This is a genomic window from Rhizobium sp. P28RR-XV (assembly GCF_012641385.1).
GTDB lineage: Bacteria > Pseudomonadota > Alphaproteobacteria > Rhizobiales > Rhizobiaceae > Rhizobium.
This window is the reverse complement of record NZ_JABAIG010000010.1, coordinates 109,953-127,994: the sequence shown is the minus strand read 5'-3', so window position 1 is coordinate 127,994 and position 18,042 is coordinate 109,953. Positions and strand designations below refer to the sequence as shown.

21 protein-coding genes are annotated in these 18,042 nt (G+C 60.0%); 10 read left to right on the top strand and 11 right to left on the bottom strand.

All coding sequences use genetic code 11. From position 1 onward, the window contains the following. Positions 1 to 61: 61 nt before the first annotated feature. Positions 62 to 973: a DnaJ C-terminal domain-containing protein gene (locus tag HGP12_RS21770; RefSeq protein ID WP_168842648.1), complete on the top strand. Its 912-nt coding sequence runs from the start codon at positions 62 to 64 to the stop codon at positions 971 to 973. 3 nt (positions 974 to 976) lie between these two features. Continuing rightward, positions 977 to 1,309 carry a chaperone modulator CbpM gene (locus HGP12_RS21765; protein WP_168842647.1) on the top strand — a complete coding sequence of 111 codons (333 nt, stop codon included), beginning with the start codon at positions 977 to 979 and terminating at the stop codon, positions 1,307 to 1,309. A 72-nt stretch (positions 1,310 to 1,381) separates the two neighbouring features. Here the strand turns inward: HGP12_RS21765 and HGP12_RS21760 are convergent, their stop codons facing one another. Further along, on the bottom strand, positions 1,382 to 1,771 hold the full coding sequence (locus HGP12_RS21760; RefSeq protein ID WP_168842646.1) for a DUF930 domain-containing protein: 390 nt from the start codon (positions 1,769 to 1,771) through the stop codon (positions 1,382 to 1,384). 286 nt (positions 1,772 to 2,057) lie between these two features. On the opposite strand from HGP12_RS21760, the gene HGP12_RS21755 reads away from it, so the two are divergent. The 4 genes from HGP12_RS21755 (at position 2,058) to HGP12_RS21740 (ending at position 6,888) form a co-directional block, all read left to right on the top strand. Then, entirely contained in the window at positions 2,058 to 4,151 is a 2,094-nt protein-coding gene (locus tag HGP12_RS21755; protein WP_168842645.1) for a S9 family peptidase, read from the top strand. Between the two features lie 21 nt (positions 4,152 to 4,172). After that, positions 4,173 to 4,700, top strand: a complete 528-nt coding sequence (locus tag HGP12_RS21750; RefSeq protein ID WP_168842644.1) for a DUF1697 domain-containing protein — start codon at positions 4,173 to 4,175, stop codon at positions 4,698 to 4,700. Between the two features lie 70 nt (positions 4,701 to 4,770). Continuing rightward, positions 4,771 to 6,276: a protein adenylyltransferase SelO gene (locus HGP12_RS21745; protein ID WP_168842643.1), complete on the top strand. Its 1,506-nt coding sequence runs from the start codon at positions 4,771 to 4,773 to the stop codon at positions 6,274 to 6,276. Between the two features lie 72 nt (positions 6,277 to 6,348). Further along, positions 6,349 to 6,888, top strand: a complete 540-nt coding sequence (locus tag HGP12_RS21740; RefSeq protein WP_168842642.1) for a hypothetical protein — start codon at positions 6,349 to 6,351, stop codon at positions 6,886 to 6,888. 83 nt (positions 6,889 to 6,971) lie between these two features. Here HGP12_RS21740 and bla read toward each other — a convergent pair whose 3' ends face one another. The 3 genes from bla to dmeR all read right to left on the bottom strand — a co-directional run bounded on the left by bla (position 6,972) and on the right by dmeR (position 9,476). Then, the gene (gene bla / locus HGP12_RS21735; RefSeq protein ID WP_168842641.1) at positions 6,972 to 7,982 is read right to left on the bottom strand and encodes a class A beta-lactamase; all 1,011 of its coding nucleotides are present in this window, start codon (positions 7,980 to 7,982) and stop codon (positions 6,972 to 6,974) included. An 85-nt stretch (positions 7,983 to 8,067) separates the two neighbouring features. After that, entirely contained in the window at positions 8,068 to 9,063 is a 996-nt protein-coding gene (gene dmeF, locus HGP12_RS21730) for a CDF family Co(II)/Ni(II) efflux transporter DmeF (RefSeq protein ID WP_168842640.1), read from the bottom strand. A gap of 140 nt (positions 9,064 to 9,203) precedes the next feature. Beyond that, entirely contained in the window at positions 9,204 to 9,476 is a 273-nt protein-coding gene (gene dmeR, locus HGP12_RS21725) for a Ni(II)/Co(II)-sensing transcriptional repressor DmeR (RefSeq protein ID WP_168842639.1), read from the bottom strand. Positions 9,477 to 9,674: 198 nt separating this feature from the next. Between dmeR and HGP12_RS21720 the strand changes: the two genes are divergently transcribed. Both HGP12_RS21720 and HGP12_RS21715 read left to right on the top strand, forming a co-directional pair. Next, the gene (locus HGP12_RS21720) at positions 9,675 to 10,088 is read left to right on the top strand and encodes a helix-turn-helix domain-containing protein (protein ID WP_168842638.1); all 414 of its coding nucleotides are present in this window, start codon (positions 9,675 to 9,677) and stop codon (positions 10,086 to 10,088) included. Between the two features lie 200 nt (positions 10,089 to 10,288). Then, positions 10,289 to 10,777, top strand: a complete 489-nt coding sequence (locus tag HGP12_RS21715; RefSeq protein WP_168842637.1) for a GNAT family N-acetyltransferase — start codon at positions 10,289 to 10,291, stop codon at positions 10,775 to 10,777. Positions 10,778 to 10,880: 103 nt separating this feature from the next. Here the strand turns inward: HGP12_RS21715 and HGP12_RS21710 are convergent, their stop codons facing one another. After that, positions 10,881 to 11,513, bottom strand: coding sequence for a C39 family peptidase (locus HGP12_RS21710; RefSeq protein WP_205926581.1), 633 nt, complete (start codon positions 11,511 to 11,513; stop codon positions 10,881 to 10,883). A gap of 105 nt (positions 11,514 to 11,618) precedes the next feature. On the opposite strand from HGP12_RS21710, the gene HGP12_RS21705 reads away from it, so the two are divergent. Further along, positions 11,619 to 12,398 carry a class I SAM-dependent methyltransferase gene (locus HGP12_RS21705; protein ID WP_168842636.1) on the top strand — a complete coding sequence of 260 codons (780 nt, stop codon included), beginning with the start codon at positions 11,619 to 11,621 and terminating at the stop codon, positions 12,396 to 12,398. 11 nt (positions 12,399 to 12,409) lie between these two features. Here the strand turns inward: HGP12_RS21705 and HGP12_RS21700 are convergent, their stop codons facing one another. From HGP12_RS21700 to HGP12_RS21690, 3 genes are all read right to left on the bottom strand, one after another. Beyond that, positions 12,410 to 13,324: a cytochrome c gene (locus tag HGP12_RS21700; RefSeq protein ID WP_168842635.1), complete on the bottom strand. Its 915-nt coding sequence runs from the start codon at positions 13,322 to 13,324 to the stop codon at positions 12,410 to 12,412. Between the two features lie 196 nt (positions 13,325 to 13,520). After that, the gene (locus tag HGP12_RS21695; RefSeq protein WP_168842634.1) at positions 13,521 to 13,964 is read right to left on the bottom strand and encodes a cytochrome c; all 444 of its coding nucleotides are present in this window, start codon (positions 13,962 to 13,964) and stop codon (positions 13,521 to 13,523) included. A 164-nt stretch (positions 13,965 to 14,128) separates the two neighbouring features. Next, positions 14,129 to 14,764, bottom strand: coding sequence for a LysE family translocator (locus HGP12_RS21690; protein ID WP_168842633.1), 636 nt, complete (start codon positions 14,762 to 14,764; stop codon positions 14,129 to 14,131). Positions 14,765 to 14,892: 128 nt separating this feature from the next. Between HGP12_RS21690 and HGP12_RS21685 the strand changes: the two genes are divergently transcribed. After that, complete coding sequence (locus HGP12_RS21685; protein ID WP_168842632.1) at positions 14,893 to 15,594, top strand: helix-turn-helix transcriptional regulator; 702 nt, start codon at positions 14,893 to 14,895, stop codon at positions 15,592 to 15,594. 36 nt (positions 15,595 to 15,630) lie between these two features. Here HGP12_RS21685 and HGP12_RS21680 read toward each other — a convergent pair whose 3' ends face one another. The 3 genes from HGP12_RS21680 to HGP12_RS21670 all read right to left on the bottom strand — a co-directional run bounded on the left by HGP12_RS21680 (position 15,631) and on the right by HGP12_RS21670 (position 17,791). Further along, complete coding sequence (locus tag HGP12_RS21680) at positions 15,631 to 16,089, bottom strand: anthrone oxygenase family protein (RefSeq protein ID WP_246703503.1); 459 nt, start codon at positions 16,087 to 16,089, stop codon at positions 15,631 to 15,633. 144 nt (positions 16,090 to 16,233) lie between these two features. Next, positions 16,234 to 17,073 (bottom strand): metallophosphoesterase, encoded by an 840-nt coding sequence (locus HGP12_RS21675; RefSeq protein WP_168842630.1) that lies wholly within the window; start codon positions 17,071 to 17,073, stop codon positions 16,234 to 16,236. A 115-nt stretch (positions 17,074 to 17,188) separates the two neighbouring features. Beyond that, the gene (locus HGP12_RS21670; RefSeq protein ID WP_112340320.1) at positions 17,189 to 17,791 is read right to left on the bottom strand and encodes a superoxide dismutase; all 603 of its coding nucleotides are present in this window, start codon (positions 17,789 to 17,791) and stop codon (positions 17,189 to 17,191) included. Positions 17,792 to 18,042: the final 251 nt, after the last annotated feature.

The window sequence follows — 18,042 nt, the reverse complement described above, 5'->3', positions numbered from 1 at the left end:
TTGATATGAGGTTGCCGTAGCACTATCTGCGTATTTTTCCGTGCTCCAAAGAGAGACATGCATGAGTCGCGATCCCTATGAAGTTCTGGGCGTAAAGCGGGACGCTCCGCAAAAGGATATTCAAAGCGCCTATCGCAAGCTTGCCAAGAAGCTGCACCCGGATCTCAACCCCGGTGACAAGCAGGCCGAGGAAAAGTTCAAGGAAGCCTCGGCAGCTTACGGCATTCTCGGCGATGAGGACAAGCGCGCGCGGTTCGACCGCGGCGAGATCGACAGCAGCGGTGCCGAGCAGGCGCCGCGCAACTATTACCGTGACTATGCGGCGAATGAAGGCCAGCGCGGTCGCTATCAGAACGCCGGCGGCTTTGCCGATTTCGGCGATGCCGACGACGTATTTTCCAGCTTCTTTTCACGGCGCAGCCGAGGCCAATCCCAGATGCAGGGTCAAGACCGTCACTATACGATGGAGGTCGACTTTCTTGACGCCATCAACGGCGTGAAGAAGCAGATCAGCTTGCCCGACGGACCGGCGCTTGACGTCCAGATCCCGCCCGGCACGCGTGACGCTCAGACGCTCCGCCTGAAGGGCAAAGGAGATCCGGGCTTCGGCGGCGGTGCGCCCGGCGATGCGCTGATTGCGGTGCACGTCCGCCCGCATCGCTTCTATACCCGCGATGGCGACGACATTCGGATGGAACTGCCGATCTCGCTGTCGGAAGCAGTGCTCGGCGGCAAGATCCGGGTTCCGACGCCTTCCGGCGCGGTGACCGTTACCCTCGCGCCGAACTCCAATACGGGCAAGGTGCTGCGCCTGAAGGGCAAGGGAGCGCCCGTGCGCGGCAAGGAAAACGGCGATGCCTATGTCTCCCTGAAGATCGTCCTGCCGGATACGGCGGATCCCGAGCTGACGCGCTTCGTTTCCGAATGGGAGGCAGGCAAGACGCAAGATCCCAGAAAGACCATGGGAGGATAAGCGATGAACGAGCGCGAGTTTCGACTGCACCTCCAGATCGAGACCACGGTGCTGGAAATCTGGATCTCACAGGGCTGGCTGGTGCCGGAAGAGACGGATCAGGGCCGGAATTTTCGCGAAGCCGATATTGCGCGCGGCCAACTGATCCTCGATCTCGACAGAGCAATGGGCCTCAACGAACCCGGCGTCGATGTCGTCATGGATCTGGTGGATCAGCTTCATAGCCTGAGGGCGACGCTGCGTGACCTGACGGACGCTGTCTGCCGTCAGCCGATCGATGTGCAGGAGCATATCTTGACAGAGCTAACGCGCGTAGAGTCCCAGAGACGGCGGTAGGGTTCGATCACATCGGGCTTTGGCGACATCAAGCCGGATTGTGGTCGTCAGCCGGCAGGGTGTCGGAAGCGCTCAGTCGTAGAGATAATGTTGCTGCCAGGCATCGCGCGGCACCTTGTCGCCGATCTGGTAGCTCAGATCCCGAACATTGATATGCTGCGGGCCGGTCACGCATGTGTACGAGAGGTGATACCAGTCACCCTTGCTGCGGAAAACCGCGCCGGGGGCATCCATGGCGTCCGGTTTCATATCGGGATCGCCGAAAGTATATGCGATCACCTTGTCCGGCTTGAAACCCGTCTTGTCCGTACCAATCCGCTTCATGGCTTCGGCATCGCATGCTTGCTCCATCCGCTCCGATGGATCGAGTTTCTCCAATTGCTTCTTGATGCCCTGATCGACGGCGAAGGCGGAGGTAGCGACGGAAACCAATGGAATAAGGATGGCGAAGAGTTTCAGCATGAAGACCGGTCCCTTGCATTGTTTTGGATTTTGAGTGCGTCGGTTCCATCAGGAAAGGCCTTGACCGCCTTCATGTCGACGCACTGTATGCCGACTTCGGTAAAGAATGTGGTCTCATCAAGGCAGCGCGCATTCGCGCATCCCGGGAGCCGCCTGTTCGATCGAGATTAATATTGACGGCTTGCATGAAACTTGAGCAGCGGACTTGCCGCTTGAACCTAAGGTCGGCGCCCTCTATTTCTCTCTTCTCTTCACATCCGACTTTCACACCAGAGAAAGTACTCCCGTGCCAGTTTTCAAGAATCTTCCCACCCCGCCCGTCGCCCCGAAAAAGCCGCTCACGGATACGCGTCACGGCATTGCCCGCACCGACGATTATGCCTGGCTGCGCGCTGATAACTGGCAGGCGATGTTCAAGGATCCGTCGATCCTGGCACCGGAAATCCGGGCACATCTGGAGGCTGAGAACGCCTACATGAATGCCGCGATGGCGGACACCAAGGAGCTGCAGAAGGTTCTTTTCGGCGAGATGAAGGGACGCATCAAGGAGGATGACAGCTCGATCCCGATGAAGGACGGCCCTTATGCCTACGGCACGCTCTTCGTCACCGGCGGCGAGCAGCCCCATTTTTTCCGTGAGCCGCGCAACGGCGGCGAGCGCAAGCTGCTGTTGAACGGCGACAGGGAGAATGAAGGAAAATCCTATTTCCGTCTTTCCGGCCTCGACCATTCCTCCGACCACAGCCATGGCATCTGGGGCTATGACGACAAGGGCTCGGAATATTTCACACTGAAGATCCGCAATTTCGAGACCGGCGAAGATCTGGCCGATGTGATCGAAAATACCGGCGGCGATGCCGTCTGGGCGCCCGACGGCAAGAGCTTCTTCTACACGCTGCAGGACGAGAACCATCGCCCTTCGAAGATCTTCCATCATATCATCGGCACGCCGCAAGCAGACGACCGGCTCGTCTATGAAGAGGAAGATCCGGGCTTCTTCATGGGCGTCGGCGGCTCGCTGCTCGACGACTATATCTTCATCGATATCCACGATCACGAAACCAGCGAATACCGCATCATCCCGACCTCCGACCTGACCGCCGAACCCAAGATCGTGGCCGAGCGCGAAACCGAGATCGAATATGAGATCACCGAGGGCGGCGACGTCTTCTACATTCTCACCAATGACGGCGACGCCAAGGATTTCAAGATCATGGAGACGCCGGCGGAGAAGCCGGGCAAGGAAAACTGGCGAGAGATCGTTGCTCACAAGCCGGGTACGCTGATCCTCAGCCATCTCGCCTATGCCCGCCACCTCATCTGGCTGGAACGCAAGGACGGCCTGCCGCGCATCATCATCCGTGATCGCCGCAGCGGCGAGGAACATGCCATTGCCTTTGAAGAGGAGGCCTATGCGCTCGGCCTGCAGGGTGCCGCCGAATACGACACGGATGTCATCCGCTTCTCTTATTCGTCGATGACGACGCCGAGCCAACTTTACGACTACAACATGGTGACGCGCGAGCGCACCCTCTTGAAGACTCAGGAAGTGCCTTCCGGTCACAATCCCGATGACTACGTGACGCGCCGCGTCTTCGCGCCGGCCTGGGACGGCGAGCGGGTGCCGGTGACGCTGCTCTATCGCAAGGACACGCCGCTCGACGGCTCCGCGCCTTGCCTTCTCTATGGCTACGGCGCCTACGGCGTCACCATTCCGGCCGGCTTCAATACCAATTGCCTGTCACTCGCCGATCGCGGCTTCGTTTATGCCGTCGCCCATATCCGCGGCGGCAAGGACAAGGGCTTTGCCTGGTACGAAGACGGCAAGATGGAGAAGAAGACCAATACCTTCAGGGACTTCATCGCCGCAGCAGACTATTTGAATCAGGAGAAGTTCACCTCTTACGCGAAGATCATCGCCGAGGGCGGATCGGCCGGCGGCATGCTGATGGGCGCCGTTGCCAACATGGCGCCGGAGAAATTCGCCGGCATCATCGCCGCCGTGCCCTTCGTCGACGTGCTCAACACCATGCTGGACGACACCCTGCCGCTGACGCCGCCGGAATGGCCGGAATGGGGCAATCCGATCGAAAGCAAGCAAGAATACGAGCAGATCGCCGCCTACAGCCCCTATGACAATGTCGGCGAAAAGCCCTATCCGCCGATCCTTGCGCTCGGCGGGCTCACCGACCCGCGTGTCACCTATTGGGAGCCGGCCAAGTGGGTTGCCAAGCTACGCGAGAAGACGACGAGCAATGCGCCCATCCTCCTGAAGACCAACATGGACGCCGGCCATGGTGGCGCTTCCGGCCGCTTCCAGCGTCTGGAGGAGGTGGCGTTCGAATATGCCTTCGCCGTCAAGGTCGCCGAGAAAATGTAAGCAGAACGGCAGGAGAAAGCCATGACCGTCTTCGTCGCCCTGCTGCGTGCCGTCAATGTCGGCGGCACCGGCATGCTCTCCATGGCCGATCTCAAGGCGCTCTGCGAGGAGATCGGCTTCAAGGATGTGAAGACTTATATCCAGAGCGGCAATGTGGTCTTCCGCACCGAAGAGGGTGAGGCGACGGCTCAGACTCTTCTGGAAGGCGCGCTGGCAAACAAGATGGGCAAGTCGCCCGGCGTCATCCTGCGCAGCCGCGAGGCTCTGGAAAGGGTGGCGGAAAACTCGCCCTTCCCGCACGCCAAGCCGAACTACCTGCTGGTGAACTTCCTGCGGGATGCGGCACCTGAGGATGCACTCACCAAGCTCGTCGCACCCGGTGGCGAGGAGGTGCATGTCGCCGGCAGGGAAGTCTACGTGCACTATCCCGATGGCTCGGGACGCTCGAAACTGAAGCTGCCGGCGCTGAAGGCGGGAACGGCGAGAAATCTCAATACGGTGCGCAAGCTTGCGGAGATGGCACGCGAGCTGGAGGAGAGCGAAAATTGAGATCGGCGACAGCAAAGCCGATTATGATATGTGTCTTGCGCCTCCCTCTTGGCAACCCTACCTTAAAGCCATGAGCTCACCTCTTCACGATGACACCGCGCTTCGGGCGCCGCCGGTCGCTTTCGACAACAGCTATGCACGCCTGCCTCCGCAGTTTTTCGCGGACCAAGCGCCGACACCTGTCGTCGCGCCGAGGCTGATCAAGTTCAACGAAGCGCTGGCGCAGGAACTCGGGCTCGACGTGGATGCTTTGAGAGAGAGTGCTGCGGCGATCTTTTCCGGCAACGAGCCGCCGCCGGGATCGCAGCCGATCGCCATGGCCTATGCCGGGCATCAGTTCGGCAATTTCGTGCCGCAGCTCGGCGATGGCCGCGCGATCCTTCTCGGCGAGGTCAAGGACCGCAACGGCAGGCGCCGCGACATCCAGCTCAAGGGTTCGGGACCAACGCCGTTTTCCCGCCGTGGCGATGGGCGCGCGGCACTCGGCCCGGTTCTGCGCGAATATATCGTCAGCGAAGCCATGCACGCTCTCGGCATCCCGACGACGCGAGCGCTGGCGGCGGTGACGACAGGTGAGCCTGTCTATCGCGAGGAAGTGCTGCCCGGCGCGGTCTTTACCCGCGTGGCGGCGAGCCATATCCGCGTCGGCACGTTCCAATTCTTTGCCGCGCGCGGCGATACGGAGAGCGTCAGGACGCTGGCGGATCATGTCATCAGCAGGCACTATCCAGAGATCAGAGACCGCGCCAACCCCTATCTCGCGCTGCTGGAAGCCGTTGCTGAACGGCAAGCGTCGCTGATCGCGCGGTGGCTGCATGTCGGCTTCATCCACGGCGTGATGAACACCGACAATATGACCATATCGGGTGAGACGATCGATTTCGGTCCCTGCGCCTTCATGGATGCCTATGATCCGGCGACCGTCTTCTCATCCATCGACCGCAACGGCCGCTATGCCTATGCCAACCAGCCGGCCATCGGCCAGTGGAACCTCGCGCGCCTCGGCGAGACGCTCATCCCGCTGATCGACCCCTCCGTCGATACCGCCATCGAGCTGGCGAACACCATCATCAAGGCCTATGGCGAGCGCTTCCAGGCTCATTGGCTTGCCGGCATGCGCGCCAAGATCGGGCTTGCGAGCGAGGAAGACGGCGATCTGGAGCTGATCCAGTCCCTCTTGGCAACGATGCAGCAGCAGGGTGCGGATTTTACGCTCACCTTCCGCCGGCTGGCCGCCATTGCCTCGGGTAAGGACGACAGCGATTTTGGCGCCACCTTTCAGGACCCGCAATCCGCAACGCTGTGGCTTGAACGCTGGCGCGAGCGTCTCAGCCGCGATCCTCAGACGCCGGCAGCGCGCGCTGCGGCGATGCGCAGGGTCAATCCGGCCTTCATCCCCCGCAATCACCGGATCGAGCAAGCGATCGAGGCCGCGATTGAAGACGATGATTTTTCCTTGTTCGAAGCATTGCTGAAGGTGCTCGCGACACCCTATGAAGACCAGCCTGCCTTCGCGCCCTATGCCGAACCTCCGCTGCCGAGCGAGCGCGTGCTGCAGACCTTCTGCGGCACTTGAGAAGGCCGAAGGCATAAGCCCCGGGCATGCTTGCAGAGTCATCGTCTCCTCAACCCATGGAGAGACACGACGATGAAAGTGCATCACAGCACGCAGAACTATTTCAGCACGCCGATCCGCAGCCAGCAGAACAGCGACAGCGACGACAGCTCGACCTTCTCGCTACTAGGCGATGGTGGCGGTCAGCAGGGGGATTCGCAGCGACCCTCTATCTCGTCCAGCGGCGTCCCCCCCTCCATTTCCTCCGGCTTCTGGATCAACCAGCTCAGCCAGGGATCGTCCTCCACATCGGACTCCACCGACGGCCAGCCGAGTGCCAGCGCTTCCGCCAGCAGCTCGGCCTCGTCGAGCAAGCAATCTGATCAGGACATTCTGGACGAATTTGCCAAATGGGCGAATATGACGCCGGCACAGAAGATCCGCGCACAGTATCTCGAAGCGCACGGCCTGACGGAAGATTCCTTCAAAGCCCTGTCTGGCGACGAGCAGAAGGCGATCAACGACCAGATCGCCAACGAGATCAAGCAGAAGCTCGGCGCCGGCAACGGTGACAGCAATGGCGATAACGACAAGGAAACGGACAGCGCCGCCTCGGCATTGTCCATCGCCTGAAGAAATTACCAGATTGCATGAAGACGATACGATCCTGATTCACTTCACGATCGTATCATCTTGTTTTCATGTATTTTATTTCGTTATTGCCCAACCATTCCGGTAACGATCCTGCTAACTTCGGCAAAGACAGCCTCTACGTCTTTTGCCGGCGCGGTCGCCTCCGCAACGAAAGTCGTGACCAGAATTGGCCCGCGTTCCGGCGGCCAGATCACGGCGACATCGGCATAGGAGCCGTTATTGCCGGTGCCCGTCTTGTCGCCGACCTTCCACTCCTTCGGCAGGCCGGCGCGCAGACGATTATTGCCCGTGGTGTTGGCGACCAGCCAGTTGACCAACTGATCCCTGGAGGTTTCCGACAGCGTGTTGCCGAGCGTCAGGAGGCCGATACTGTCAAGCATCGCATCCGGCGTCGTCGTATCGCGCGGGTCATCCTTGACCGCCTGGTTGACATCGGGCTCGTTGCGGTCGAGGCGGGTTTCGGTGTCGCCGGTGGTGCGCAGCCAGGAGGTCAAGGCAGCAGGACCGCCGAAGCTTTCAAGCAGCAGGTTGCCGGCCGTATTGTCGCTCAGCGTGATCGCCGCGCCGCAAAGTTCGGCCACGGTCATGCCGTCGGCGCCGGCATGCTTTTCCGTCTCAGGCGAATAGGTGACCACCTTATCCTTGCCATAGGCAACGCGACGGTCGAGCTTTTCTGTACCCTGATCGACGCGCGCCAGCACGAAACCGACAGCGAGCGCCTTGTAGGTGCTGCACAGGGGGAACCGCTCCTCCTCGCGATGACCTAGCGAAATGTTGGTTTCAGTGTCGAGCACGGAAACGCCGAGGCGGCCGCCGGTCTTCTTTTCCAGATCGGCAAGCTGCTTGTCGACATCGTCGGACAGCTGCGAATTATCCTGCGACCCGCCGTCGCCTTCCGTTCCCTGCATTCCCTGGCCGCTGGCGTCGGGCGTTGCCGAATTATCCGTTGCAGCGGGCGTTGATGGTGTTGCGCTGCTGTCCTGGGCGAAGAGCGCATCGGGACCGAGCGTCAGGGCGGGAAGAAGCAGCGCCGTGCCCGCCATCAGGCGGCGTCGGGTGAGCAATGTGGGCATGCGAAAAGCCTCCAGCAGAATCGGGCAGATTTGGGCTATGCGAGGAATATGGCAAGCCTCTGACCTCCCCGATTGCTAGCGGATTTTATGCCGCCTTGTCGACCGTGACTTCAACGGTGACGTGCGACAATTGATGAATATCGACAAGTCGGGCTTTGTAGAAAGACGGGTCGCGCGAGACGGGCGTCGCAACCGCGACGATCGCGGCATGATGCCCGGGACCGACCTGCCAGACGTGGAGGTCGGTAATGCGGTCTTCGTCCGTCTCGATCGCCTCGCGGATCTCATCTGGCAGATCTTCACCCGGCGGAATGAAGTCGAGCAGAACCGCGCCGGAAATGCGCAGCAGACCCCATGCCCATTGCAGGATCACCAGACCACCGACGATGCCCATGACAGGATCGAGGAAGGTCCAGCCGAAACGGCTGCCGAGCAGCAGGGCAACGATGGCGAGAACAGAGGTCATCGCATCGGCGATGACGTGGACATAGGCGGAACGGAGATTGTTGTCCCTGCCGCCGCCATGGCCATGGTCGTGATGGTGATCGTCATGGTCGTGATGATGATCATGATCATGTGCGTGACCGTGGCTGTGCCCATGGCCGGAGTGGCCGTGATGGTGATGGCTGTGATCGTCGCGCAGGAGCCATGCGCTCGCGAGATTGACGATAAGACCGACCACCGCGATGGCGATGGCCTCGCGGAAATTGATCGCCACCGGATCCAGAAGCCTCAGCATGCTCTCCCAGCCCATGATCAGCGCGATCAATGCCAGCACAATGGCGCTGGCGAAGCCCGCGAGATCGCCAAGCTTGCCGGTGCCGAAGGTGAAGCGCGCATTGTGCGCATGCCGGCGGGCATAGAGATAGGCGAGAGCCGAAATCAGCATGGCGCTGGCATGGGTCGACATGTGCCAGCCATCGGCAACCAGCGCCATCGAGCCATAGACCGTGCCGGCAGCGATCTCTATCACCATCATCACGGCGGTCAGCGCGATGACGAACCAGATGCGGCGTTCGTTGCGCTGGTGATCGGAGCCGAGAAAGACGTGGCTATGGCTCATATCGGAGGAAATACTCATGAACATCAGTCTCCTGTTGAACGTCTGAAGCGCTGAAAGGCGTCGCGATCTTCTGGATGCGCCCCTTGTGTTTCAGGCCTTCGATTTTTCAAATGCCGGTATCGCAAGACCGCCGCACGCATTTGCGCGGCACGGCCTGCTCACCGCAGATAGGTCTTCAGCACATCGGCTATCTCGTCGACCGCCTGACGCCGGGCCTCTTCAGTTTCGGCATGAAGCACATGTTCATGCAGATGATCTTCCAGGACCTCTCCAGTCAGGCCCATCAGGGCGCCGCGAATGGAGGCAAGAAGCTGCAGCACCTCCCCGCACGGCCGTTCGGCCTCGAGCGCGCGCTCCACCGCCTCCATCTGCCCTTTGAGACGGCGGATACGGGACAGGAGCTTGGCTTGCTGACGAATGGTGTGGGACATTGCCGCCTCGATTTATAATATAGGGGGGTATACTATTTATAACGGCCGATTGGAAGCCATCTCTTGAAGAGGCTACGGCCGGATTAGGCAGCCGCGAAAATACATCCGAGCTGGCCTTCGACACCACCTGGCCTTGAAAATTCCACCGCCAATCGCATATCTATCCCTATAGAGACTAGAGGTATTGGAGGATATGCAATGCTGTCGATCGGTGATCTGTCCAAGCGTACCGGCGTGAAAGTGCCGACGATCCGTTATTACGAGCAGATGGGGCTGATTTCAGAGCCCGACCGCAGCGAAGGCAACCAGCGGCGCTATTCCAAAACCGATCTTGAGCGTCTTGCCTTCATCCGCCATGGCCGCGACCTCGGCCTGACGATCGATGCCATCAAGGAGCTGATCTCGCTCAGCCAGCACCCCGACCGCCCTTGCGTGGGCGCCGACCGCATCGCCAAGGAGCATCTGGATGACGTGCGCACCAAGATCGCCCGGCTGAGAAAGCTGGAGCATGAGCTGGAGCGCATCGTTTCCCACTGCGACGGCCACAGCATCGAAGATTGCTATGTGATCCGCGCGCTTTCCGACCACGGACTATGCGAAGGGGAGCATTGAGGCGCCCCATTGACAAATGCGGGAAACCGGATCATTGATGCGCCCATGATCACGCACGCGCTCCATAATTGCTCGTATTTTTGGCTGTACCTGTAACAGGCGGCCAAGACAGATCATATTGTCAACAAGCCGCCGTCAGGCGGCTTTGTTGTATCGGCAGCGTCCTGACGGCTCATTGAAAAACAAGGACGCAAAATGCCATGCTAGACGATAGCGACATCTCACTTCTCCGCCCCCCGGTCCTCACCATCCGCAGTGCACAGCCGCGCGACCTGCCGGAGCTGAACGACATGATCCGGCTGCTCGCCGCCCATCACGGCGACCCGTCCGGCACGACGCCCGAGCAGCTCGAGCGCGATCTCTTCGGCACGGCACCCTGGATCACGGCGCTTGTCGCCGAAGGAGAACAAGGGCTGATCGGCTACGCCATCCTCGTACCGCTCTACAAGGCGCAGGAAGGGCAGCGCGGTATGGATCTGCATCACCTCTTCGTGCGTGACGGCCACCGCGGCCACGGCGTCGGACAGCATCTCGTCGACCGCGCCCGCGATATCGCCCGCAAGGCCGGCTGCAGCTACCTCTCGGTCGGCGCGGCGACGGGCAATTTCCAGGCCCATCGCTTTTACGAAAACATGGATTTCAAGCCGCGTCCGATCACCGGCATGCGCTATTTGCAGGCGCTGGCCTGATGCCGGCCTTTAACAGGATCACCATCGAAGACTGATCTGTAGAGCGTTTCTGGTTTTGCGCATTCCGGACGGAAAACCGCTGCGCACTTTCCCTGGAAATGCTTCAGTGATCGATGGCGATCCCGCGGCCTGCAAAGAACCTCTCGAATACCTCCAGCGACATCTCCACATTCTCGCGCGTCGCACCGATATGACCGGAGGGATTGTGGAAGCGGATCGTGTCTCCATCGATTGATGTCACCAGCACGAGATGGCCGCCTTTGGCCGGCGGCTCGGTCTCTGGCCAGCGGATGGAATGGTGCACCGACGCGATGAAGAACTCCGACTGCGCGAGGATATCGGCGACGCCGGCGACAGAAATGCCGGTGACGACCCGGGCATTCAGATCGAAGCGAGCCTTAACGAAGGGAACGAACGGCGCATAGATCAGCCCTTTGATCCGGCCATCCGCCTCCTCGACATAGCCGCCATACTCCCTGCATCCCATGGCCAGATCCATGATCGGGATTATTTTGCCGGTGCGGGCGGCGAGCACCATCTTCAGGCAGGCCATGCCGCAGAGATTGCCGGCCCAGCGGGCATAGTCCTCGACGCTGCGCGCGCCGGACGACGCCCAGAGCGGATCCCTCAGCAAGGCAATCTGCGCGCCCTCGGCCACGACAGCCAGCGTCATGTCAGGCGTTTCCCACTGGCTGAAATAAGGAATCTTCTGCGTCACCCTTGCGTCCACGACCATCCTCTCCCGTTGCCGAATCCCGCGCCGTTACCGCTGTAAGCTTGATTGGAAATGCGCTAGAAAAATGGCTGCCGGCTTCGATCTGCAACTGGAGGGAGGTGCGCCTTGGAACAGCGGTTCACATTCGATGGCGTCGCCAGCCTCTATAATACCTCTCGCCCTCTCTATCCCCATGCGCTTTTTGCCGATGTCACCGCCTTCGCCGGGCTGGAGCCCAAGGATCAGGTTCTCGAAATCGGCTGCGGCACAGGACAGGCGACGGAGAACTTCGCCCGCCAGGGACTTTCCGTTTTCGCACTTGATCCCGGCGCGGAACTGATTGAGTTGGCGCGGGAAAGATTAGCGGGATTTCCGCAGGTGCAATTCCATCAAACCACTTTCGAGGCATGGCCGAACGACCGACAGAGCTTCAAGCTCATAGCGGCAGCGCAATCCTTCCATTGGGTTTCGCCGGAATTGCGCTTCGCCAAGACGGCCGCTCTCCTCGCGCCAGAAGGAACCCTCGCCGTCTTCGGCAATGTGCCGATGCCGCTCGCGCCACCGCTTGCCGCAAAATTCGCCGAGATTTACTCCCGCCATGCGCCGCAGCTCGCCGGACCGCCTGCGGAAGCCTGGTATCTGCCCGACGGTCCCTTCGCCGAACAGCTGCGGCAGTCCGACCATTTCGAAGCGCCGACACAGCATTGCTATCACTGGAGCCGATTGCACAGGGCGCAAAGCTATACCGATCTGCTGCGCACGCTCTCAAGCTACAGGCTCCTGTCTGAAGATCGGAGGGAAGCATTGCTTTCCGGACTCGCGGACACAATCGCTACCCAAGGCGGCGAATTCGAGCTGCACTACGAAACGCATCTCTATCTTGCCAAGCGTTCGGCTGTGGTCTGAACAACCTAGGCCTATTTCGCCGGCAGCGCCTTCAGATAAGCCGCGATCGCCTCGCGATCGGTCGCCGGCAAGTGGGCGATGTTCTGCTGGACCTCGGCCATCGAGCCGCCGGCGGAATCATAGTTCGGCGTGAAGCCGGTTTCGAGATAATTGGCGATGTCGCCGACGCTCCAGCTGCCGATCGCCTTGGACCCCGGCCTGATATCCGGGATACGGCCCTTGCCTTCGGGATTGGGCGCACCCGCCAGCCACTGGCCGCTCAGGAAGCCGCCGAGGCTATCACGCGGTGTATGGCATTCGCCGCAATGTCCCGGCCCCTCCACCAGATATTGCCCGCGTTTGATCTTCTCGTCGGCATTGGCAAGGACGACGCGCGGCTGATCGTTGAGATAGAGGAACTTCCAGCCGCCAAGCGCCAGCCGGATATTGAAGGGAAAAGGCAATTCGTGCGGAGGCGCGACATTGCTGCTCTTCGGCAGTGTCTTCAGGAAGCCCCAGAGATCGTTGATGTCCTTGTCGCTCATGCGAGCATAGGAGCCGTAAGGAAAGGACGGATAGAGATGCTCGCCGTTTTTGCCGACGCCGCGCTTCATGGCATTGCCGAAATCGGCAAGTGTCCAGCTGCCGAGCCCCGCCTTCTCGTCCGGCGAGATATTCGGCACGTGGAAGGTGCCGAAGGGGCTCGTCAGCGCCAAGCCGCCCGAAAGCACCAGCTTGGCATCACCTTGCGCCCCGGGAGCCGCGTGACAGCTCGTACAGCCGCCGGCCCAGAACACCATCTCGCCATTCTTGACGTCGGGATCGCCGAGATTGGCCCAATGGCTCGCGGGTAACGGCGATGGGGCGGTGACGATATAGAATGCGCCAGAGCCAAGAATGATCACTCCGAAAAGGCAAAGCAACCAACGGACAAACCGCGCCATCACAACTATCCCCTAGCCTTGGTTCCAAAGCTATAAAACTTCGCACTGGAGGCAAAACCAGTGCGGATGCCAGAACCGATTTTCAGGGCCTTGCCGCTTTTCTTTGAATCGCGAAAAGGCTCTTACTTTCGCGCAATTCCGGACGGAAAACCGCTCCGCACTTTTCCTGGAATTGCTTTGGACAGGGCCGACCTACCGCTTAGTCCTTCTTGATGCGGTAGGCCTGATGACAGGCGCCACAGCTGCCGCCAAGGGTCTTCAGCGTCGCGCCGACGCCGTCCTTGTCGGCAGGGAGCTGGGCAAGCGCTGTCTCAGCATCAGTGGAAAGCTTGGCGGCCTTCGCCTTGAAGTCATCGAGATTGTCCCAAATCTTCGGATTGACCTCGGCATCATTCTTGTCGCTCTGCGGATTGAACTGATCCGGGAAGGCCTTGGCCGTTTCGGCGATCGTCGTCAGCGACGCCTTGACGATATCAGCATCATAGGGCTTGTCGCCCTTGGCAATCGCGCCCAGAGCACCGGCGGCGCCACCGACCTTTTTCATCAACCCGATGCGCGAGTCATGCGTGCCGTCGGCCGCAACGACCGAGCCCAATGCGATGCCGGCCAGAGCCGTCGCCGCAACAATCGCTTTCCACTTCATTTCGTTCTCCTACCTCTTGCTAATGATCGAGCCGCAGGCACGGCCGGCGCATGATTACGGCGACATGTTTGCCGCTTTCCCCTCCGGCAATGAAGTCACAAAGTGGTGAGAACCGAGTGAAATCAGTGTCATGCCATCGACACACTCGTTCGCCGTCGTAGGTCTCACGCCATTTTCAGGCCCTCCCAGACCGTGAACACCGAAATCGTTACGAGCAGCAGCCCGGCGGCACGGCCCGCAAAAGCGGTCGCACGCGGACTGGCAACCAGCAGATCGCGGCTGCGCCCGGCAGTGATGGCAAGCCCACCATAGACGGCAAATTGCGTTGCGATGGTCATGGCTCCCATAATGACGGCCTGTATCCACATCGGGCCGTAATCCGGCTTCAGGAACTGGGGATATACGGCGAAGATGAAGAGATAGGCCTTCGGGTTGATGAGGCAAGTCACCGCTCCCTGACGAAAGGCTTTCCACGCGGAGCGGCTGCCGGCCGGCCCCCCGCCCCCAACGGTGATGGAACTGCGCATCAGCGTGTAACCGATGAAGGCCATATAGGCGCCACCGGCAATCAGCAGCGGATTGAAGAGAATAGGCACGAAATGCATCAGCAGGCCGATGCCGATAGCACCGTTCAGCGAATGCACCATGCCGCCCAGCATGATGCCGCCGGTCGCGGCGAGGCCGCGATTGCTGCCGCCTGTCAGGGAATTGGCGAGCACGAACAGCATGTCCATGCCCGGCACGATGATGATGCCCAAGAGAAGAATGAAGAAGAGCCAGAGATTTTCTGCATAACCCATGTCAGTTGCCTATCGTCCTCTCCCTGAGAGCAGAAGAGGAAATTGTTGATTTTCAAGCGAATAGGCAGTCTTATAAATCGAACCAACTGACGGGGTAGTGTCAGTAGCCTTCATCTGCGGGGCAAGAAATGCGCAAGGCATCGCGCCTATTCGAGATCATCCAGATCCTGCGGCTGGCCAAGCGGCCGGTGACCGGGGCCGATATTGCCGGCCGGCTGGAGGTAACGGTGCGCTCCGTCTATCGCGACATCGCAGCGCTTCAGGCAATGCGGGTGCCGATCGAGGGCGAACGCGGTATCGGCTATATCTTGCGGCCCGGCTTCGACCTGCCGCCGCTGATGTTCTCGATCGAGGAAATGGAAGCGATCGTGCTGTCGCTGGCGCTGTTGGAGCGCACCGGCGACGCCGAACTGAAGCAGGCGGCCAAGCGCGTGAGCGCCAAAATTGCCGGCGCCGTGCCGCCGCCGCTGCGCCAGACCCTCGATGCCAATGCACTGCATGCCTGGGGCTTCGCCGCACCTTCGGCTTCCGCGATCGATCTTTCGCTGGTGCGCCGCGCCATTCGCGACGAGGAAAAGCTCGACCTTGCCTATCGCGACGAACTCGGCCGCGCCACCGAGCGCATCATTCGGCCGATCGCGCTGATCTATTACGCTGAGACGGCCAATATCGTCGCCTGGTGCGAACTGCGCCAGGCGATCCGCAATTTCCGCAGCGACCGGATCGAGGATTGCCAGCCGACCGGGCTCTGGTTCAAAAGCGAAGGCGACGGCCTGCGGCAGATCTGGGTGAATGGCTGGCAGGTAAACACCCCAGCCGCGGCCGTCTGAGGTGCTACAGCCGTCGAGGATCAGTTTTGCGCGCCGCTATAAAGCGACGGCAGTCACCAACAGAATGAAAGCCAGCAATCCCAAGGCGGCGCGCACGGCATGCGACCATTCCCACCGATCGCGCAGCATGGTCCAGTCCGGCTTGACGGCAACCTCGATCCGATGACCACCGAATGGATCGTGAGAAAAGAAACCTGCGCCCATCCCTTTCAGCTCCGCGTCTTTCAGCCAAAAATTGTTTACCGGTTGTACCAGCAGCCAAAAGACGGCGTGCATGGCGACCATGGCAGCAAAGGCAGCGGCCGACAACCAGAATGCTAGCGTATTGGCCGGTGTCAGGAACAGGAGTAGCAGAAGCAGCAGAGCGCCGAGCGGCTCACTGACACCACCGATCGTAAACCCGGGATAGTAAATCCCCTGAACTGTCAGATAGTCCTCTTTCGACAGCCGCATTTTGCCGGGCAGCTCCAGCAAATGCGCCAATGCCAGCGCCATAGCGACTGCCACAACTAAGATTGTCAGGATTTGCAATATCGGAAACATAGCTCCGCCTCACAGGCAGCCTCCGTTCCCTAAACTTACAGGGATCTGGATCGTTCCCTGCAGGCATCAAAAGATGCCGGGGATCTCATTTAGCACCTAAAACGCCAGCACCCTGCTTTCCTCGCGTCCGAATCCTGCAATTTCCAACCGATCCGCGTGAACCGAGACGATCGCATAGGCACTCGTGTCTTCGGTATCCACCATGCCCTTGAAGTTGACGAAATAGGTTCCGTCCGACACGCCGAAATTGCCGGCATGATTGTGACCGTTGAGATAGGCGACGACGTGGTCGTGCTCGGCCAGAAGCGCCAGCATTCGGTCGCTGTCGAGGGCGTTATGCGGATTATCCGGGAAGATCGGATAGTGGTTCATGACGATGACCCTCTCGCCGGATACCCTTGCTTCTCGCAGTTTCGCAGCGAGCCAGTCGTATTGCGTATTGCTGATCGCCCCGTTCCAGCGCTGGCCGTTGAGCGCGCCGGCGCTCCCTAGCGCTTTCATCAGATCCTTCGCCTCCTGGCGACGCGGATCGCCTTCCGGCGGAGCAAAAACGCTGATCTCATTGCCGTCGAGCGCGATGAAGCGATAGCCGGAATGGCTGAAGTCGTAATAGGCCGCCGGCATGCCCACACGGGCCGGCACCGCGCTCAGATGTTCGGGCGCCACGGCGAAATCATGGTTGCCGAGCAGGAAATGCCTGGGATGACGCAGCGCCTCGTAGACGGGCAAAATAGCGTCGAAGCTCTTCCATTCGCGATCGATGATGTCGCCGAGCGTGACGACGAAGGCGAGATCGTGCCGATTGAACTCATCTATCGCCTCGCGAAGCTTGACGAGGCTACCCGCGGGATAGCGATTAAGGGGCAGATTGGGCTCCAGATCGGCATATTGCGGATCGGCGATGACACCGAAGCGGAAGAGCGGTGCTGATGGCATTCAGTCTCCTTGGGCGGAAGAGCGACGTGCGGATGCATCATTGACAGCTGGCGGACATGAAAACACCCGACGCCTGGGAGGCGCCGGGTGCGAAAGCCAGCCTCTGCGACAGACCTTACTTCGTAGCAGCTTCGTAACGCTCCAGGACGTAGTCCCAGTTGATCAGGCTATCGATGAAGGCTTCGAGGTACTTCGGACGCAGGTTGCGATAGTCGATGTAGTAGGAGTGTTCCCAAACGTCGACGCCGAGGATCGGGTTGGCGCCATGAACGAGCGGGTTTTCGCCGTTCGGGGTCTTGGAGATTTCGAGCTTGCCGTTCTTGACGGAAACCCATGCCCAGCCCGAGCCGAACTGGGTGGCGCCGGCAGCGGCGAAATCGGCCTTGAACTTGTCGTAGCCGCCGAGATCGGAAGCAAACGCTGCTTCGAGCTTACCCGGCAGCTTGTTGCCGCCGCCGCCCTTCTTCATCCACTTCCAGAAATGAATGTGGTTGTAGTGCTGGGCTGCATTGTTGAAGAGGCCTGCATTGGTGCCGAAGGACTTCTTCACGATCTCTTCGAGCGACAGATCGGCAAGACCTGCTTCCGCAGCGAGCTTGTTACCGTTGTCGACGTAAGCCTTGTGGTGCTTGTCGTGGTGATACTCGAGCGTCTCACGCGACATGAAGGGCGAAAGTGCATCGTAATCATAAGGAAGTTCAGGCAATTCGAAAGCCATGGTCATATCTCCTCTTGGCAAAAAATTGCGTCGGCAGGTGAACCGGAACATAGGAGCGGTCGCCTGGAAGAGCAACCGGCGACATGCCAAAAAAGTTGCGCACGCGAGCAAAAATTGCCCTATTTTTCAATCATGTATAGCATCGACTTAGAAATTTACCTCATTGCATATAATGACGCATCGATGCATGGCGAAAGGCAATGCCGAAACGTCGACAAAGCGCATGGTCGAGGCTAGGTTCGCGGATCTTC

Coding starts and splice junctions, on each gene's coding strand:
- HGP12_RS21770 (WP_168842648.1), top strand. CDS start 62: ATGAGTCGCGATCCCTATGAAGTTCTGGGCGTAAAGCGGGACGCTCCG.
- HGP12_RS21765 (WP_168842647.1), top strand. CDS start 977: ATGAACGAGCGCGAGTTTCGACTGCACCTCCAGATCGAGACCACGGTG.
- HGP12_RS21760 (WP_168842646.1), bottom strand. CDS start 1,771: ATGCTGAAACTCTTCGCCATCCTTATTCCATTGGTTTCCGTCGCTACC.
- HGP12_RS21750 (WP_168842644.1), top strand. CDS start 4,173: ATGACCGTCTTCGTCGCCCTGCTGCGTGCCGTCAATGTCGGCGGCACC.
- HGP12_RS21745 (WP_168842643.1), top strand. CDS start 4,771: ATGAGCTCACCTCTTCACGATGACACCGCGCTTCGGGCGCCGCCGGTC.
- HGP12_RS21740 (WP_168842642.1), top strand. CDS start 6,349: ATGAAAGTGCATCACAGCACGCAGAACTATTTCAGCACGCCGATCCGC.
- bla (WP_168842641.1), bottom strand. CDS start 7,982: ATGCCCACATTGCTCACCCGACGCCGCCTGATGGCGGGCACGGCGCTG.
- dmeF (WP_168842640.1), bottom strand. CDS start 9,063: ATGAGTATTTCCTCCGATATGAGCCATAGCCACGTCTTTCTCGGCTCC.
- dmeR (WP_168842639.1), bottom strand. CDS start 9,476: ATGTCCCACACCATTCGTCAGCAAGCCAAGCTCCTGTCCCGTATCCGC.
- HGP12_RS21720 (WP_168842638.1), top strand. CDS start 9,675: ATGCTGTCGATCGGTGATCTGTCCAAGCGTACCGGCGTGAAAGTGCCG.
- HGP12_RS21715 (WP_168842637.1), top strand. CDS start 10,289: ATGCTAGACGATAGCGACATCTCACTTCTCCGCCCCCCGGTCCTCACC.
- HGP12_RS21710 (WP_205926581.1), bottom strand. CDS start 11,513: ATGGTCGTGGACGCAAGGGTGACGCAGAAGATTCCTTATTTCAGCCAG.
- HGP12_RS21695 (WP_168842634.1), bottom strand. CDS start 13,964: ATGAAGTGGAAAGCGATTGTTGCGGCGACGGCTCTGGCCGGCATCGCA.
- HGP12_RS21690 (WP_168842633.1), bottom strand. CDS start 14,764: ATGGGTTATGCAGAAAATCTCTGGCTCTTCTTCATTCTTCTCTTGGGC.
- HGP12_RS21685 (WP_168842632.1), top strand. CDS start 14,893: ATGCGCAAGGCATCGCGCCTATTCGAGATCATCCAGATCCTGCGGCTG.
- HGP12_RS21680 (WP_246703503.1), bottom strand. CDS start 16,089: ATGGCGCTGGCATTGGCGCATTTGCTGGAGCTGCCCGGCAAAATGCGG.
- HGP12_RS21675 (WP_168842630.1), bottom strand. CDS start 17,073: ATGCCATCAGCACCGCTCTTCCGCTTCGGTGTCATCGCCGATCCGCAA.
- HGP12_RS21670 (WP_112340320.1), bottom strand. CDS start 17,791: ATGGCTTTCGAATTGCCTGAACTTCCTTATGATTACGATGCACTTTCG.